The 20061-nt window shown below is 76.0% G+C and carries 1 protein-coding gene; it reads left to right on the top strand.

Translation table 11 applies throughout. The annotated features are described in order from the left end of the window. The first annotated feature begins 128 nt into the window (after nt 1-128). Nucleotides 129-19946 (top strand): non-ribosomal peptide synthase/polyketide synthase, encoded by a 19818-nt coding sequence (locus tag ACLF5H_RS30950; RefSeq protein ID WP_421679416.1) that lies wholly within the window; start codon nt 129-131, stop codon nt 19944-19946. Nucleotides 19947-20061: the final 115 nt, after the last annotated feature.

Below are 20061 nucleotides of genomic sequence, written 5' to 3'. Positions count from 1 at the left end.
CTGCCCGAGCAGATGCGCGAGGCGCTGCGCCGACGGCTCGCCGGACGGGCCGGCGGCAGCGCCCCGGCCGCCCGGACGCTCTTCCGATCTGACGGGCCGGCGGCAGCGCCCCGGCCGCCCGGCAGGGCATCCCGCGCGCCGACCGGGACCGCCCGCTGCCGCTGTCCTTCGCCCAGCAGCGCCTGTGGTTCCTGGACCGGCTGCGGCCCGGCGACCCCCGCTACAACAGCGCGGTCGCGGTCCGCTTCACCGGCCCGCTGGACCAGGAGGCGCTGGGCACCGCCCTGGCCGCCGTCGTGGCCCGGCACGAGGCCCTGCGCACCACCTTCGAGGAGACCGACGGCCGCCCGGCGCAGCGGGTGCACCCGGCGGGCCCGGTGCCGCTGCCGGTCCGCGACACCACTGACCTGGACGCGGACCTGAGAGCGGAGTACGCCCGCCCCTTCGACCTGCGGCAGGGTCCGCCGCTGCGCGCCCTGCTGCTGCGCGAGTCCGCCGCCGCGCACGTCCTGCTGCTGACGGCCCATCACATCGTCACCGACGGCTGGTCGATGGGCGTCGTCCTGGACGAGCTGCGCACCGCCTACGACGCCCTCGCCCGGGGTGCCGCGCCGCAGCTGCCGCCGGTGGCCACGCAGTACCCGGACTTCGCGGTGTGGCAGCGCGAACAGCTCTCGGGCGCCCGGCTCGACGGCCAACTCGCGCACTGGAAGGAGCGGTTGGCCGGAGCGGTGGCACCGGAACTGCCCCTGGACCGGCCGCGCCGCGGCGAGGAGGCGGGCACCGGAGCCGTCCACACCTTCACCGTCCCCGCAGCCCTCACCACCCGGCTGCGCACTCTCGCGCGGGAGCAGCACAGCACCCTGCACACCGCCCTGGTCGCGGCGACCCAGGCCCTGCTGGCCCGCTGGTCGGGACAGGACGACATCACCGTCGGCTCCCTGACCCCCGGCCGCTCCCGCACCGAGCTGGAACGCACCGTCGGCTTCTTCGTGAACACCGTCGTGCTGCGCACCGCGGTGGACCGCTCCGGCTCCTTCCGCGAGCTGCTGGGGCGGACCGCCGACACCGTCAACGACGCCTTCGCGCACGGCGACACGCCGTTCGAACGGGTCGTGGAGGCGGTCGGCGCAGCGCGCGAGGCCGGCCGCAACCCGCTGTTCGACGTGCTCGTCCTGCTGCACCCCGACCCGCCCGCCGCGACCGCCCCGCACGGCCTCGCCACCAGCCCGGTCGACGTGCCCCGGCAGGCGGCCACCTTCGACCTCAGCGTGGAGTTCGTACCGGACGGGGAGCGCCTGACCGGGCTGCTGGAGTACCGCACCGACCTGTTCGACGCGGCCACGGCCGAACGGCTGGCGGGTCAGCTGCTGCGCCTGCTGGAGGGCGCCGCCGACGCCCCGGACCGCCCGCTGGGCACCCTGCCGCTGCTGTCCGAGGCGGAGACCCGCCAGGTCCTCGCCTTCGGGGACTCCGGCACGCACCAGCCCGCGCCCGACGCCCTCCACGCGGAGCTGTTCGAGCGCCGTGCCGCCCGCACCCCGGACGCCCTCGCCCTCGTCGCGGGCGGCGAACGGCTCGACTACGGCACGCTCAACGCCCGCGCCAACCGGCTCGCCCACCACCTCATCGCGCGCGGCGCGGGACCGGAGCAGCTGGTGGCGCTGCGGCTGCCGCGCACCGCCGACATGATCACCGCGATCCTCGCCGTCTGGAAGTCCGGCGCCGGATACCTCCCGCTCGACACCGCCCTGCCCGCGGAACGCGTCCGGTACCTGCTGGACGACACCCGTCCGGCCCTGGTGCTGGACGAGGACGCCCTGCGCGCCGTACCCGCGACCGCCCCGGACACCGATCCGAGGGACGCCGACCGGCGCGCCCCGCTGGACCCGGAGCACATCGCCTACGTCATCCACACCTCCGGCTCGACCGGCCGCCCCAAGGGCGTCGCCGTGTCGCACCGTTCGGCGGCGCGCCTGCTCGCCGCGCACCGGGCGGGCTTCGTCGCCGAGGCGGGCGGCGGCCCGCTGCGCGTCGCGCTCACCGCCTCCTTCTCCTTCGACACCTCCCTGGAGGGCGTGCTGCTGATGGCCGACGGCCATCCCCTGCACCTGGTCGACGAGGTGACCCGGATGGACCCGGCCGCCCTGGTCGAGTACGTCGTCGAGCACTGCGTCGACTTCCTCGACGTCACCCCCTCCTACCTGCGCCAGCTGCTGCCCGCAGGGCTGCTCACCGACCCCCGGCACCACCCCCGCGTCCTCATGCTCGGCGGCGAGGCGGTCGGACCCGCGCTCTGGCGGGAGCTGGCCGCCCACCCGGACGTGGCCGCGCACAACTTCTACGGCCCCACCGAGTGCACCGTGGACGCGCTGTCCTGCCGCATCGACGGCGGGGACCGCCCGCTGGTGGGCCGCCCGCTGCTCGGCGTACGCGCCTATGTGCTGGACGACCGGCTCCAGCCGGTGCCGCCCGGGGTCGGCGGCGAGCTGTACCTCGCGGGCGACCAGCTGGCCCGCGGCTACACCGGCCGCCCCGGCCTGACCGCCACCCGGTTCCTGCCCGACCCGTACGGGCCCGCCGGGACCCGCATGTACCGCACCGGCGACCTGGCCCGGTGGACCGCCGACGGCCGCCTCGACTACCTCGGGCGCGCCGACGACCAGGTCAAGGTGCGCGGCCACCGCATCGAGCCCGGCGAGATCGAGGCCGCGCTGCTCGCGCTGGACGGCATCACCGCCGCCGCGGTCGTCGCCGTACCCGACGCCCGCGGACACACCCGCCTCGCGGCCTACGTCGTGCCCGCGCCCGGCGCCCGGCGGCCCGCCCCCGCCGATCTGCGGGCCGCCCTGCGCCGCGTGCTGCCCGACGCCTGGGTGCCGTCCTCCTTCACCGCCCTGGACGCACTGCCCCTGACCACCAGCGGCAAGCTCGACCGCCGCGCCCTGCCCGCCCCCGAAACCCCGGAGGCGGAACGGGAGTTCGTGGCCCCCCGCACCCCCGAGGAGGAGACCCTGGCGGCCGTCTGGGCCGAGGTGCTCGGGGTGGCCCGGGTCGGCGTCACGGACAACTTCTTCGAGCTGGGCGGCGACTCCATCCTGAGCATCCAGGCCGTCTCCCGGGCCCGCGCCGCCGGGCTGCGGATCGGCTCGCAGGACGTCTTCCGGCACCAGACCGTCGCCGACCTGGCCGCCGCCGCGTCCCGCCGCACCGCCACCGTGCCCGCGCCCCGGCGCCCCCGGCAGGACGGACCCGCCCCCCTCACCCCGGTCCAGGAGTGGTTCCTCGCCACGCACGGCCCGCTGCGGCACTTCAGCATGTCGATGCTGCTCGACCTGCCGCACGACTTCGACGAACGGGCACTGGAGAGGGCGTTGACCGCCCTGGTGGCCCGGCACCCGGCGCTGCGCACCCGCTTCGTCCGCTCCGGGGACACCTGGCTCCAGCACCCCACCGCCGCCCCGGACGGCCCGCCGCTGACCCGCCACGCCCCCGGCACCCCGCCCGCCGAGGCCGCCGAGCAGGCCCGAGATCGGAAGAGCACACGTCCCGAGGCCGCCGAGCAGGCCCGCGCCGCCCTCGACCCGGCCACCGGGACGCTGCTGCGCGCGGCCCTGCTCACCGGCGGCCGGCGCCCGCGCCTCTTCCTCACCGCCCACCACCTGGCGGTCGACAGCGTCTCCTGGCGGGTGCTGCTCACCGGCCTCGCGGAGAGCTACCGGCAGGCGGCGGCGGGGGAGGAGCCCCGGCCCGAGCCCGAGCACACCGCGTTCGCCGACTGGGCGCGCGAACTGTCCGACCGGGTACGGGCCGGAGACCTGGACGACGACCTGCCCTACTGGACCCGGGAAGTGGCCGAGCCCCGCACCCCGCTCCCCGTCGACCTGCCCGGCACCCCGCTCGCCGGATCCGTGCGCACCGTCCGCACCCGGGTGGACCGCGCCACCACCGAGGCGCTGCTGCGGCGCGTGCCGACGGCGTACCGCACCCAGGTCAACGACGTACTGCTGAGCGCGCTCGGCCGGGTGCTGGCCGACTGGACGGGAACCGACCGGGTGACCGTCGCGCTGGAGGGCCACGGCCGCCAGGAGGACCTGGCCGAGGGCGCCGATCTGTCCCGCACGGTGGGCTGGTTCACCACCCAGTACCCGGTCACCCTGACCCCGGCCGCAGCGGACGACTGGGGGAGCACCCTCAAGTCCGTCAAGGAGCGGCTGCGGGCGGTACCCCGCCGGGGCCTCGGCTACCAGGCGCTGGCCCACCTCGGCTCGCCCGGCCCGGGGGCCCGTGCCCTCGGTGAACTCCCGCTGCCCCAGGTGTGCTTCACCTACCACGGCCAGTGGGAGGCGCCCGGCGACGGCGACTTCGCACCCGTCGCCGACGTACCCGGCCGGGACACCGACCCCGGCGAGCCGCTCGACCACCTCCTCGACGTGTCCGCCCTGGTCACCGACGGCGAGCTGGAGATCACCTGGCACTACAGCGACCAGGTGCACCGGGCCGGCACCGTACGGCGGTTGGCCGACGGCATGGTGCGGGCGCTCGGCGCGATCACCGAGCACTGCGTGCGCCCCGGCGCGGGCGGCCGTACCCCCTCCGACTTCCCGCTCGCCCGCCTCGACCAGGCAGGTGTGGACCGCGTCGTCGGCGACGGCCGGGACATCGAGGACCTGCTGCCGCTCACCCCGCTCCAGGAGGGCATGCTCTTCCACCGGCTGGTCGGCGGACCCGACGACGTGTACGTCGACCAGGCCGCGCTGCTCCTCGAAGGCGTCACCGACCCCGCCGCGCTCGCCCTGGCCTGGCAGCACGTCACCGACCGCACCCCCGCCCTGCGCACCTCCGTGGTGTGGGAGGGCGTGCCGGTCCCGCTCCAGGTCGTGCACCGCCGGGTCACCGTGCCCGTGGAGCAGGTGGACTGGCGGGAACTCGACCCGGCGGAGCGGGAGGCGCGCTGGGACCGGCTGCGCGCCGACGACCTCGCGCGCGGACTGGACCTCACCGCCGCCCCGCTGATGCGGCTCACCCTCGTCCGGCTGCCCGGGGACCGGCTGCACCTGCTGTGGACCTCCCACCACCTCATCCTGGACGGCTGGAGCCTGGCCCAGGTCCTCACCGAGGTGTTTGCCGAGTACACGGCGCTGACCACCGGCGCGACTCCCCGGCCCCCGGCCCGCCGGCCGTTCGGCGACTATGTGCGCTGGCTGGCCGGACAGGACGGCGCGGCGGCCCGCGCGCACTGGCGGGACGTCCTCGCCGGGTTCGCGACCCCCACCCCGCTGCCCGCCGACCGGACCCGGCGTCCCGGGCACGAGACCCGCTCCGGCGGCCTGCACACGGCCGCTCTGTCCGACGAGGTCTCCGCGCGGCTGGCCCGCACCGCCCGAGCCGCGGGACTCACCCTCGGCACCGTGGTGCAGGGCGCCTGGGCGCTGCTGCTGTCCCGCTACGGCGCCGAGCCGGACGTGCTGTTCGGCACCACCGTCTCCGGGCGCCCCGACGACCTGCCCGGCGTCGAGTCGATGGTCGGCATGTTCATCAACACCCTGCCCACCCGGGTCCGCGTCGACGGCCGCCGTACCGCCACCGCCTGGCTGCGGGAACTCCAGGAAGCACAGGCCGACGCACGGCGGTTCGCCGCGGTGTCCCTCGCCGAGCTGACCGCGCTGAGCGACGTGCCGTCCGGGAGCCCGCTGTTCGACAGCATGGTGGCCTTCGAGAACTACCCCTTCGACGAGGCCCGTTCGACCGACGCCGGGATACGCCTGGCGGACGTCTCCGCCCGCGACGCCACCAACTACGCGCTGGTACTGCGCGCTTACCAGGGCGAGCGCTTCGGCTTCGACCTCGCCTACGACCCCCAGCTGTTCGAACCCGCGACCGTACGGGACCTCGCCGACCGGCTGTGCCTGCTGCTCACCGAGCTGGCCGACGACCCGGAGCGGCCCGTGCGCGACCTCGCCTGGATCACCGCCGAGGAACGGCGGAGCCTCCCGGCCGAGTGGAACGGCACTGAGGAGGGCCGGCCCGCCGAGACCCTGGACGGCCTCTTCACCGCCCAGGCCGCCCGCACCCCGGGCGCCGAGGCCGTCAGCTGCGGCGCCGACCGGCTCGACTACGCCACCCTCGACGCCCGCTCCGGACAGCTCGCCCACCGGCTCGCCGAACTCGGCGCCGGACCCGAGACGTTCGTGGCCCTGGCGCTGCCCCGCTCCACCGACCTCGTCGTGGCCGTCCTCGCCGTGCTGAAGACCGGCGCCGCCTACCTGCCCATCGACCCCCGGCTGCCCGCCGAGCGGGTACGGCACCTGCTCGCCGACGCCGCCCCGGTGGCCCTGGTGACCACCAGTGGCGCCGAAGCCGATGCGGGCGTACCCCTGGTGCCCCTGGACGACCCCGGGGTCCGCGCCGACCTCGCCCGCCGCCCGGCCGCGGGCCCGGCCCGCCGCGCGCTGCCCGACAGCCCCGCCTACGCCATCTACACCTCCGGCTCCACCGGCCTGCCCAAGGGCGTGGTCGTCCCGCACGCCAACGTGGTCCGGCTGTTCGGCCGCACCCGGCACTGGTTCGGCTTCGGCCCCGACGACGTATGGACGCTGTTCCACTCCTACGCCTTCGACTTCTCCGTGTGGGAGCTGTGGGGCCCGCTGCTGCACGGCGGCCGCCTGGTGATCGTCCCCGAGGACACCGCGCGCTCCCCGGAGGACTTCCTGCGGCTGCTCGCCGACGAACAGGTCACCGTCCTCAACCAGACCCCCTCCGCCTTCTACCCGCTGGTCCGGGCGGACGCCGAACTCCCCGACGTCAGCGCCCGGCTGGCCCTGCGCACGGTGATCTTCGGCGGCGAGGCGCTGGACGTGGACCGGCTCGCCGACTGGTACCCGCGCCACCCGGACACCGCGCCGCGCCTGGTGAACATGTACGGCATCACCGAGACCACCGTGCACGTCACCTACGCCCCGCTGGACCGCTTCACGGCCCGCACCGGCGCCGCGAGCCCCATCGGCACCGGCATCCCGGACCTGCGGGTGCATGTGCTGGACGAACTGCTGCGGCCCGTGCCGCCCGGCGCCGTCGGCGAGCTGTTCGTCGCCGGTGAGGGCCTGGCGCGCGGCTACCTGAACCGGCCCGGCCTCACCGCGACCCGGTTCCTCGCCGACCCGTTCGGCCGGCCCGGCACCCGCATGTACCGCACCGGCGACCGGGCCCGCAGGCGTGCCGACGGCTCCCTGGAGTACCTCGGCCGCGCCGACCAGCAGGTGAAGATCCGCGGCTACCGCATCGAACCAGGCGAGATCGAGGCCGCCCTGCACACCCACCCGGGTGTGGGCGCCGCCGCCGTCGGCGTGTACGAGGACGCCGCCGGGACCCGCCGCCTGGTCGCCCACGTGGTCGGCACCGGCACCGGCGACCGCACCGCGCCGCCCCCGCCCGCCGCCGAACTGCGCGCCCACCTGGAGGGGTCGCTGCCCGCCCACATGGTGCCCGCGGCCTACGTACCGATGACCGCGCTGCCGCTCACCGTGAACGGCAAGCTCGACCGGCGCGCCCTGCCCGCCCCCGGCCCCGACGGCTTCGCCGCGGACCGCGCGCGAACCCCCCTGCGCACCCCTGCCGAACGGCTGGTCGCCGCCGCCTGGACGGACGTCCTGGACACCGACGAGGTCGGCGCCGACGACGACTTCTTCGCGCTCGGCGGCGACTCCATCCTCGCCGTACGGGTCACCTCCCGGCTGCGCGCCGCCTTCGGCACCGATGTCTCACCCCGGCTGCTGTTCACCCACTCCACGCTGTCCGACCTCGCGACCGCGCTCGGCGAACCGGCGGGTACCGCGCACACCGCCGACGTCATCCCGGCCCTCCCCGCGGACACCCCGGCGCCCCTGTCGTACGCGCAGCAACGCCTGTGGTTCCTCGACCGGTTCGAACCCGGCAGCACCGAGTACACCACCCTGTCCGCCCTGCGGCTGCGCGGCCCGCTCGACACCGGCGCCCTCGGCGCCGCCCTGGACGGCCTCGTCGCCCGGCACGAGACGCTGCGCACCACGTTCACCGAACACGACGGGCAGGCACGGCAGATCGTCCACCCGGCGCGGCCCGTCGACCTGCCGGTGACCGAACTCCCGGACCCCGCAGCCCTGGACGGCTTCCTGGAGCGGGTGGCCGCCACCCCCTTCGACCTGACCACCGGACCGCTGCTGCGCGCCCGCCTGGCCCGCCTCGCCGCCGACGCCCACGATCACGACCACGTTCTCGTGCTGGCCGTGCACCACATCGTCACCGACGGCTGGTCCATGGGCGTGCTCGGCCGGGATCTGAGTGAGCTGTACGCGGCCGCCCTCGCGGACCGGCGCCCCGAACTGCCCGCCCTGCCCGTCCGCTACGCCGACCACGCCGCCTGGCAGCGGGCCCGCGCCGACCGGGCCGAGACCGAACTCGCCCACTGGCGCGCGGCCCTGGACGGTGTCACCCCGCTGGAACTGCCCACCGACCGGCCGCGCCCGGCGGTCCGCACCCGCGACGGCGACCTGGTGACCTTCACCCTCCCGGCCGCCCTGACCGAGCGGCTGCGCGCACGCGGCCGGGAGGCCGACGCCACCCTCTACATGACGCTGGTGACGGCCTGCCAGATCCTGCTCGCGCGCTGGGCCGGACAGGAGGACGTCACCGTCGGCACCGTGACCGCGGGCCGCGACCGGCCCGAACTGCACGACGTCGTCGGCATGTTCGTCAACACCCTGGTGCTGCGCTCCCGGGTCCGTCCCGAACTGCCCTTCCGCGAGCTGCTGTCCGAGGTCCGCACGACCGTCCTGGACGCGTTCGCCCACCAGGAGGTGCCCTTCGAGCGGGTGGTGGACGCCGTCCAGCCCGAGCGGGACACCAGCCGCACCCCGCTGTTCCAGGTCATGGTCGCCCTGCACAACCTCGACGCCGCCCCGCCCCGGCTGCCCGGCCTGACCGCCGAGCCGGTCACCCCGCCGGTCCGCAACGCCACCTTCGACCTGTCCTTCGACTTCGTCGAGACCGACGGCGGCCTGACGGGCTATCTGGAGTACAACACCGGTCTCTTCGACCGCGACACCGTCCAGCACCTGGCCGGTCGGCTGCGCGTCCTGCTGGAGGCCGCGACCGAGGCCCCGGAGCGTGCCGTCGGCGCGCTGCCCCTGATGACCGGCGCCGAGCGGCGGCAGGTGCTCCGCCACGGCGAGGGCGCCCGGCTGCCCGAACCGGACACCACCTTCCCCGCCCTGTTCGAGGCGCGGGCCGCCCGCACCCCGCACCGCACCGCCCTGGTCGCCCGCGACACCACGCTCGACTTCGGCACGCTCAACGAGCGCGCCAACCGGCTCGCCCACCACCTCATCGCGCGGGGCGCCGGTCCCGAGGACATCGTCGCCGTACGCCTGCCGCGCACCTCCGAGCAGGTGATCGCGCTGCTCGCCGTCGCCAAGGCGGGCGCCACCCTGCTCAGCCTCGATCCCGAACTCCCCCGGGAGCGCGCGGACTTCCTGCTCACCGACGCCCGCCCGCACACCCTGCTCGCCGACCTCGCCGAGGTGCCCTGGGACCGGCTGCCCGCCCACGACCCGACCGACGCCGACCGCGTCCGGCCCCTGCTGCCCGGGCACACCGCCTACGTCATCTACACCTCCGGCTCCACCGGGCGGCCCAAGGGCGTCGCCGTCGAACACCGCCACCTGGTCAACCTGTGTCACGACCACGAGCGGGGCCTGCTCGCCCCGCACACCGCCGACGGCCGGCCGCTGCGGGCCGCGCTCAGCGCCTCCTTCTCCTTCGACACCTCCTGGGAGGGCCCGCTGCTGCTGGCCCTCGGTCACGAGGTGCACCTGATCGACGAGGACGTACGCCTGGACCCCGAGGCGTTCTGCGCCCAGATCGCCGACCGCCGCCTCGACCTGGTGAACGTCACCCCCTCCTTCCTGCGGGAGCTGACCTCCGCCGGTCTGCTGGCCCCCGGCCGCCACCACCCGGGCCTGCTGCTCGTCGGCGGAGAGGCCGTCACCCCGGCCGACTGGCGCGAACTCGCGCGCGTGGACAGCGAGTTCCAGGTCGCGGTGTACAACATGTACGGGCCCACCGAGTGCACCGTCGACGCCGTCTACGGCCGCGTCGCCGACCGCCCCGACCGGCCCGTCATCGGCCGCCCCGGCGGCAACCTGCGCGCCTATGTGCTCGACGGCGCCCTGCGCCCGGTGCCGCCCGGGGTGCCCGGCGAGCTGTATCTGTCCGGGGCCCAGGTGGCCCGCGGCTACCTGAACAGGCCCGGCCTCACCGCCGCCCGCTTCGTCGCCGACCCGTTCGGGGCGCCGGGCGAGCGGATGTACCGCACCGGTGACCGGGCCCGCTGGGACCGGGACGGACTGCTGGAGTTCCTCGGCCGGGTCGACGAACAGGTCAAGATCCGCGGGTTCCGCATCGAGCCCGGCGAGGTGGAGGCCGCCCTCCTCGACCACCCGGACGTCACCGACGCCGCCGTCGCCGCACGCGAACACGCGGGCCGCCTGATGCTCGTCGGCTATGTGGTGCCGGACGGCGACCGCGTCCCGTCCGCCGACGACCTGCGCCTCGCGCTGCGCCGCACCCTGCCCGACCACATGGTGCCCACCGCGTTCGTCCCGCTGGCCCGCATCCCGCGCACCACCAGCGGAAAGACCGACCGGCGCGCCCTGCCCGCCCCGCCCGCGCAGCCCGACAGCACCACCCCCTACGTCGCCCCCCGGCCCGGTACGGAGGAACGGCTGGCCGCGATCTGGGCGCAGGTGCTCGGCGTCGAACGGGTCGGTGCCCGCGACAACTTCTTCGCGCTCGGCGGCGACTCCATCCTGAGCATCCAGATCGTCGCCCGTGCCCGGCAGGCCGGACTCGCCCTCACCACCAAGGACGTCTTCCGCCACCAGACCGTCGCCGAACTCGCCCTGCGCACCGAGGAGTCGGCGCCCCGTCCCGTCGCCGCCGAGCAGACCGGCGAGGCACCGCTCACCCCGATCCAGCACTGGTACCTGGACGGCCGCGACCCGGGCCATCCGCTCCGCTTCACCATGACCCAGCGCCTCGAACTCGCCCCGGGCACCGGCGAGTCGAGCGTGCGCGAGGCCGTCGACGCCCTGGTGCGCCACCACGCGGCCCTGCGCACCCGGTTCCGCCGCACCCCCGACGGCTGGCGCCAGGAAGCCCAGCCGCAGGCACCAGACGGCGTCTTCAGCGACCACGACATGGCCGGGACGCCCGACGCCGAGCTGGAGGCCGAGGTCCAACGGCTCACCGACGAGGCACAGTCCGCACTCGACCCCGCCGAGGGCCGCGTCGTGCGCGCGCTGTTCTTCGACCGGGGCCCGGCCCAGGCGCCCCAACTCGTCATCACCGCGCACCACCTGGTGATCGACGGTGTCTCCTGGCGCATCCTGCTCGCCGACCTGGAGACCGCCCACCGGGCCGCGGCGGCCGGTCGGCCCGTCGAACTCCCCGCCACGGGCACCTCCTTCGGCCACTGGGCCACCCGGCTCCAGGAGCACACCCGCTCCGGCGCCCTGGACGCCGACCTGGCGTACTGGACGCACACCGCCGACGCCCCGGCCGCACTGCCCGAAGGCCGCCCCGGCCCCAACACCCACGGCACCGCGGCCACCCTCACGGTCAGCCTGGACGCCGCGACCACCGACGCCCTGCTGCGCAAGGTCCCCGACACCTACCGCACCCAGGTCAACGACGTGCTGCTCAGCGCCCTCGGCCGCACCCTGGCCCGCTGGTGCGGGCGGGACACCGTGCTCCTGGGCGTGGAGGGGCACGGCCGGGAGGACCTGTTCGAGGACGTCGACCTGTCGCGGACCGTCGGCTGGTTCACCGCCGAGTACCCGCTCGCCCTCACCGCCGACCCGGACGCCGGATGGCACGAGACCCTCCGCTCGGTCAAGGAGCAGCTGCGCGCGGTGCCGCTGCACGGACTGAGCCACGGCGCCCTGCGCCACCTCGCCCCCGGCAGCCCGCTGACCGGCGCCCCGGCCCCGCTGATCGGCTTCAACTACCACGGCCGATGGGACACCGGCGGCACCGAGGGCGGCGGCCTGGTCCGCGGCTCCCTGCCCCCGGCGGGCCGGGACACCGACCCGGACGAACCCCGCCCCTACGTGCTGGACATCACCGGGGTCGTCCAGGACGGTCGCCTGGAGCTCGGCTGGACCTACCCGGCGGCCGTGCACGAGGAGGACACCGTCCGCCGGCTCGCCGAGGAGACCCTGGCCGCGCTGCGGGACATCGTGGCTCACTGCGCCCTGCCCGAAGCGGGCGGCCGCACACCCTCCGACTTCCCGCTCGCCGGTCTCGCCCAGGACCAGCTGGACCGGCTCATCGGCACCGGCCGCGACATCGAGGACGTCCTGCCGCTCACCCCGCTCCAGTCCGGCATGCTCTTCCACGGCCTCGTGGACACCGAGCACGCCTACTTCGACCGCACCGCCGTACGACTGGCCGGGGTGGCCGACCCCGGGGCCTTCGCCACCGCCTGGCAGCAGATCACCGACCGCACCCCGGCCCTGCGCGGCTCCGTGCACTGGCACGGCCTGCCCCACCCGGTACAGGTGGTGCACCGGCGCGTCGAACTGCCCGTCACCCGGCTCGACTGGCGCGCCCTGACCCCCGCACAGCGCGCGGAGGCCACCGAGCGGCTGCTCGCCGAGGACCGCGCGGCCGGGATGGACCTCACCCTCGCACCGCTCACCCGGCTCACCCTCGCGGCCCTGCCCGGCGACGAGGTGCTGCTGGTGTGGTCCACCCATCACATCGTCCTCGACGGCTGGAGCACCGGGCAGCTGCTCACCGAGGTGTGCGAACGCTACGCCGCCCTGACCGGGGGCCCGGACCCGGCGCCCCCGGTACGGCGGCCGTTCGCGGACTTCCTGCACTGGCTCGCCGCGCAGGACGGGACGGCGGCCGAACGGCACTGGTCCGAGGCGCTGGACGGCTTCACCGCCCGCACCCCGCTGCCGTACGACCGCACGCCCGCCGAGGCCCACCGCGCCCGGTCGGCCGCCGCCGTCCACCACGAGCTGGACGCGGACGTCTCGCGGCGGCTGCGGGAGAGCGCCGCACGCGCCGGACTCACCGTCAACACCGTCCTGGAGGGCGCCTGGGCCCTGCTGCTGGCCCGCTCCAGCGGCCAGCACGACGTGGTGTTCGGCACCACCGTCTCCGGCCGCCCGGCCGAACTGCCCGGCGTCGAAGGCATGATCGGCATGTTCATCAACACCGTGCCGACCCGCGTCCGGATACCCGCCGGACCGGTCCTGCCGTGGCTGCGCGGCCTCCAGGAGCGGCAGAGCGACGCCCGCCGCTTCGACTTCCTCGCGCTGCCCCGCGTCCAGGCCGTGAGCCAGGTCCCGCCCGGCGAGCCCCTGTTCGACAGCATGCTGGTCTTCGAGAACTACCCGGTGGACGAGTCGGCGACGGCCCGTACCGGCGTCCGGGTCGAGGAGGTGCGCGCCGACGACGCCACCACCTTCCCCTGGTGCCTGCGCGCCCACCTCACCGGACGGCTCGGCTTCGACCTCGCGTACGACCCCGCCCTGTTCGACGCCGCCACCGCCGAGCGCGCCGCGGACCGCCTGGCCGCGCTGCTGACCGTCCTCGCCGACGGGTTCGACACCGACCTGGACGGGCTCGACCTGCTTCTCCCGGCGGACCGCGAGCTGCTCGCCGCCTGGAACACCACCGCCCGGCCGGCCGCCCCGCGCAGCCCCGTCGACCTGTTCGCCGAACGGGCCCACCGCGCCCCCGACGCCCTCGCGGTCCAGGACGGCGACCGGGAACTGACCTACCGGGAGCTGCACGACTGGGCCGCCGCGCTGGCCGGACGGCTGCTGTCCGACGGGCACGCGGCCGAGGACCGGGTGGCGCTGCTCCTCGACCGCTCCGCCGAACTCGTCGTCGCCCAGCTCGCGGTGCTCATGGCGGGCGGCGCCTACCTGCCCGTCGACACCCGGGCCCCCGAGGAACGCCGCCGCGCCCTGCTCGACGGGGCCGGCGCGACGGTCCGGCTCACCGCCGCCGACGTGACCGCCGCCCGGACCGGCACCCCCGCACCGCACCTCCCGGCCGCCGACCCCGACCTGTTGGCCTACGTCATGTTCACCTCCGGCTCCACCGGCCTGCCCAAGGCGGTCGCGGTACGGCACCGGGACGTGGCCGCGCTGGCCACCGACAGCCGGTTCGCCGACGGGGTGTGCGACCGGGTGCTGCTGCACTCGCCGGTGGCCTTCGACGCCGCCACCTTCGAGGTGTGGGCGCCGCTCCTGAACGGCGGCCGCGTGGTCGTCGCGCCGGACGGGAGCGTGGACGCCGCCCTGCTGCGCGGGCTCGCCGACGGCGGCGGGCTGACCGCGCTGTGGCTGACCGCCGGGCTGTTCCGGCTGCTCGCCCAGGACGCCCCCGACTGCTTCCGCGGTCTGCGGCAGGTGTGGACCGGCGGTGACGTGGTGCCCGCCCCGGCCGTGCGCCGGGTCCTCACCGCCTGCCCCGGCCTGACCGTCGTGGACGGCTACGGCCCCACCGAGACGACGACCTTCGCGACGACCTTCGCGCTCACCGACCCGGGGGCCGTGCCCGGCACCGTGCCCATCGGCCGCCCGCTCGACGACATGCGCGTACACGTCCTCGACGCCCGGCTGCGGCCCGTACCGCCGGGCTGCGCGGGCGAGTTGTACCTCGCCGGGGAGGGCGTCGCCCGCGGCTACCTCGGCCGTCCCGGCGACACCGCCGCCCGCTTCCTCGCCGATCCGTTCGGGGCGCCGGGCGAGCGGATGTACCGCACCGGCGACCTGGCCCGCAGGCGGCCGGACGGCACCGTCGAGTTCCTCGGCCGCGCCGACGACCAGGTCAAGATCCGGGGCTTCCGGGTGGAGCCAGGCGAGGCCGAGAGCGCGCTCGCCGCGCACCCGGACATCACCGACATCACCGTGCTGGCCCGCGAGGACCGGCCCGGCGCCAAGCGGCTCGTGGCGTACGTCGTCGGACCGGCCGCCGACGACATGGCGGAACTGCGGGCCTTCGCCGCCCGCACCCTGCCCGACTACCTCGTCCCCGCCGCCTTCGTCCCGCTCGCCGCCCTCCCGCTGAGCCGCAACGGCAAGGTCGACCGGTCCGCCCTGCCCGCGCCCGAGGCACAGCCGGGGCACGCGCGGGTGGCGCCCCGCACCGAGGCCGAGCGGCGCACGGCGGACGTCTTCGCCGAGGTGCTGGGCAGCGAACCGCCCGGCGCCGAGGACGACTTCTTCCAGCTGGGCGGCGACTCGATCCTCAGCATCCGGCTCGCCTCCCGCCTCGCGGAGGTCTTCGACACCGAGGTCACCCCCCGCGCGGTGTTCACCCACCCCACCCCGGCGGCGCTGGCCCGGCTGCTCGGCGACCGGCAGGGCTCCGGCCGCGCCGCCATCGTCCCGGTCGCCCGGGACGCGGTCGCACCGATGTCCCACGCCCAGCAACGCCTGTGGTTCCTGCACGAGTTCGAACCCGCGGGCGCCGAGTACGTCACCGCGCTCGCCCTGCGGCTGCGCGGCACCCCGGACACCGGCGCGCTCCGCGCGGCGCTCGCCGCCGTGGTCGCCCGGCACGAGTCGCTGCGCACCACCTTCGACAGCGTCGACGGGCACGGCATCCAGCGCGTGCACCCGCCCGCGGAGGTCCCGCTGCCGGTGCACGACCTGACCGGGCTCGCCCCGGCCGACCGGGAACCCGGGCTGCGCCGTCTGCTCGCCGCCGAACGCGCCCGGCCGTTCGACCTGCGCGAGGGCCCGCTGCTGCGCGCCGGACTGGCCCGGCTCGCCGACGACGACCATGTGCTCACCCTCGCCCTGCACCACATCGTCACCGACGGCTGGTCCACCTCCGTGCTGCTCGGCGACCTCGCCCACCTCTACCGGGCCGAACTCGGCGTCGCACAGGCGCCGTTGCCGCCGCTGCCGGTGCAGTACGCCGACTACGCCCACTGGCAGCGCACCACCGGCGACACCGGCGCGGACGAGCACTTGGCCTACTGGAAGGAGCACCTGGCCGACACCGCCCCCCTGGACCTGCCCACCGACCGGCCCCGGCCGCCGGTGCGCACCAGCGCGGGCGCCACCGCCCGGCTGGTGGTGCCCGCCCGGACCGTACACGGACTGACCCGGCTCGCCCGCGACCACGGGACCACCCTGTTCACCACGCTCGTCGCCGCCGCCCAGGCCTATCTGGCCCGGCTCTCCGGCGCCGAGGACATCGCCGTCGGCACCGTCACCTCCGGCCGCGACCGGCCCGAGACCCAGGCCCTCGTCGGGTTCTTCGTGAACACCCTGGTGCTGCGCTCCCGGGCCGAGGCGGGGGCGCCCTTCTCCGGGTTCCTCACCGCCGTACGGGGGACCGTCCTGGACGCCTTCGCCCACCAGGACGTGCCCTTCGAACGGGTCGTCGACGAGGTGCAGCCGGTCCGGGACACCAGCCGCAGCCCGCTCTTCCAGGTCATGGTCGTCCTCCAGAACACCCCGGCCGCCGGTCTCGACCTGCCCGGCCTCGACGTCACCGACGTCGAACCCGACTCGGACCAGGCCGCGTTCGACCTCACCCTGGAGTTCGCCGAGGCCGGCTCCGGGGAGCTGCACGGCCTGCTCACCTACAACACCGACCTGTTCGACCCGGCCACCGCCGAGCGGATGGCCGCCCAGCTCGGCACCCTGCTGCACGCCGTCGCCACCGACCCGGACCGCCCGCTGGGCGCCCTGCCGCTGTCCTCCGACGGCGAGGTCAAGGCACTGCTCGACCAGGGCCGGGGCGACTTCCGGCCGGTGCCCGAGCGCACCCTGCCAAACCTGTTCGAACAGCAGGCGGCCCGTACCCCGGACGCGGTCGCGCTGGTGGACGGCGACCGGGAGCTGAGCTACGCCGAGGTGGACCGGGCGGCCAACCGGCTGGCCCACCGGCTGATCCGGGACGGCGTCGGACCGGAGCGCGTGGTGGCCCTGGCGCTGCCCCGCTCGGCGGCGACCGTCGTGGCCCAGCTCGCCGTCGCCAAGGCAGGCGGCGCCTTCCTGCCCGTGGACCCCAACTACCCGGCCCGCCGACGGGAGTTCATGATCCAGGACGCGGGCGCCCACCTGGTCCTCGACGACCCGGCCGAGGCATGGGCGGCCGAAGGACCGGAGACGGCACCCACGGACGCCGACCGCGCCCGCCCGCTGACCCCCGCCCACCCCGCCTACGTCATCTACACCTCAGGCTCCACCGGCACCCCCAAGGGCGTCGTCGTCACCCACCGGGGCCTGGCCTCCTTCGCCGCCGCGGCCGCCGAACGGTACGCGGCCGGCCCCGGCGACCGGGTCCTCCAGTTCGCCTCGCCCAGCTTCGACGCCTCCGTGCTGGAGCTGTGCGTGTCCCTGCTCAGCGGGGCCGCGCTGGTGACCGGCGAGGAAGGGCCGCTGGTCGGGGAGCGGCTGGCAGAGGTGCTCGCCGTACGGCGCGTCAGCCACGCGCTGATCCCACCGGCCGCGCTCGCCACCGTACCGCCGGAGACCGCCGCGGCCCTGCCCCACCTGCGCACCCTCATCGTCGGCGCGGAAGCCTGCCCCGCCGACCTCGTCGCCGTCTGGGCCCCCGGCCGCCGCATGATCAACTCGTACGGTCCCACCGAGGCCACCGTCGTCGCCACCTGGACCGGACCGCTCACCCCCGGCACCGGCGCGCCGCCCATCGGCCGCCCCTCCGGCAGCACCCGCGTCCAGGTGCTCGATGCCGCCCTGCGCCCCGTACCGCCCGGCGTGACCGGCGAGCTGTACATCGCGGGCCCCGGCCTCGCCCGCGGCTACCTGGGCCGGCCGGGACTCACCGCCCGGCGGTTCGTGGCCGACCCGTTCGGCGGCCCCGGGGAGCGGATGTACCGCACCGGGGACCTGGTCCGCTGGAGCGCCGACGGCCGGCTCAGGTTCGCCGGACGCGCCGACGACCAGGTCAAACTGCGCGGCTTCCGCATCGAGCCCGGCGAGATCGAGAGCGCGCTGCGCACCAGCCCCCTGGTGCGGGACGCCGTGGTGGTCGTACGCCCGGGGGAGAGCCCCGGCGCGCCGGACCGGCTCGTCGGCTACGTCGTACCTGCACCGGCGCCCGCCCCCGAGCAGGCCGCTCCCGGGCGGTCCGGCGCCGCGCTGCCCGTCAGCGAGCTGCGGCTGCACCTCGCCGGGCTGCTGCCGCCGCACATGGTGCCGTCGGTGTTCGTCCCGCTCGACCGGCTGCCGCTCACCCCGAACGGCAAGACCGACCGGCAGGCCCTGCCCGCCCCCGGTCCCGCGCAGGCAGCCGACGGACCGCGCACCGCGCCCCGCACCGACACCGAACGCCGGGTCGCCCGCATCTGGGCCGACGTCCTCGGCATCGAGGAGGTCGGCGCCGACGACAACTTCTTCGCGCTCGGCGGCGACTCCATCCTCAGCATGCAGGTCGTCTCCCGGCTGCGCCGCGACGGACTGCACGTCGCCACCCGCGACCTGTTCACGCACCAGACCGTCGCCGAACTCGCCGCGGTGGTGCGCACCGCGCCCCGGCCGAGCGACGACGGCCCGGTCACCGGCGAGGTGCCGCTCACCCCGATCCAGGAGTGGTTCCTCAGCAAGCCCCGCGCGGCCCACCACCACTTCAACCAGTCGGCGCTGCTCGAACTCGACGGCGCCCCCGACCCGGAGGCGCTGCGCGCCGCGCTCGACGCCCTGCTCGACCACCACGACGCGCTGCGCATGCGGTTCACCCGGGACGAGAACGGCTGGCGGCAGTTCAACCCGCCGCCCGCCCCCGGGCAGGACATCCTCCTCCGGTACGACCTGACCGGACTGTCCGCCGAGGACGCCGACGCGGCCATGGCGAAGGCCGCCGACGAACTGCACGCCGGTTTCGACCTGGCCCACGGCCCGCAGCTGCGCGCCGCCCTGTTCACCGGCGACCCGGACCGGCCCGTGTTCCTGCTGCTCGTCGCCCACCACCTCGTCGTGGACGCCGTCTCCTGGCGCGTCCTGCGCGACGACCTGGAGAGCGCCTACCGGCAGGCCCGCGCGGGCGGCCCCGTCACCCTGGGGGAGCGGAGCACCAGCTTCCGGGACTGGTCCACCCGGCTGTCCGCGTACGTCGCCGAGGGCGGCCTCGACCACGAACTGCCCCACTGGGAAGAGGCCGTACGCTCCGCACCCGACCCCGCCGACCCCGCACCCGCGGCCGCCGCGGGCCCGGCCGCGACCGTGAGCGTGGAACTCGGCGAGGAGGACACCACCGCCCTGCTCCGCGCCGCGCCCACCGCGTACCGCACCCGCGTCAACGACGTGCTGCTCGCCGCCCTCGCCCTCGCGCTGGCCCGCTGGACCGGCCACGACCGCGTCCGCCTCGACCTGGAGGGGCACGGCCGCGAGGACCTGCTCGACGGCGTCGATCTGTCCCGCACCGTCGGCTGGTTCACCACCGTCTACCCGGTCGCCCTCCAGGTGTCCGACCCCGGCGACCTCGGCGCCGACCGCGACTGGCGGTCCCTGGTGAAGTCGGTACGGCGCCAGCTGCGCGCGGTGCCCGGCAACGGGATCGGCTTCGGCGCGCTGCGCACCTTCGGGACGCCCGAGGTCCGCGAACGCCTCGGCGAACACGCCCACAGCCAGGTGGTGTTCAACTACCTCGGCCAGTGGGATGCCCGCCCCGAGACCGGTGACGGCGGCCTGGTCCGCGCCGAACACGGCTCGTTCGGGCAGGACCACGATCCCCGGGACCCCGGCTCGCACCCGGTGGAGGTGGTGGGCGCCGTCCAGCACGGCCGGCTCGCCTTCACCTGGCACCACCGGCCCGGCGTCCACGACACGGAGACCGTGCGCCGGGTCGCGGAGGACTTCGCCGAGGCCCTGCGCCGACTCGCCCGGCACGCCAGGGGAGGCCGATGACGGCGTTCCCCCACGAGGCACCGCCCCGGCGCACCGCCCGGTACGGTCCTCGCGCACCCCGCGCCCCCACCCGCACCCCGCTTCCGGCCTTCCCACCCGAACCGAGATCCAAGGA

Origin of the sequence: Streptomyces sp. LaBMicrA B280, assembly GCF_049222185.1 — a bacterium.
GTDB classification, from domain to species: Bacteria; Actinomycetota; Actinomycetes; order Streptomycetales; family Streptomycetaceae; genus Streptomyces; species Streptomyces murinus.
Note: the sequence above shows the minus strand (reverse complement) of the source record. Positions and strands in the feature narration are given on the sequence as shown.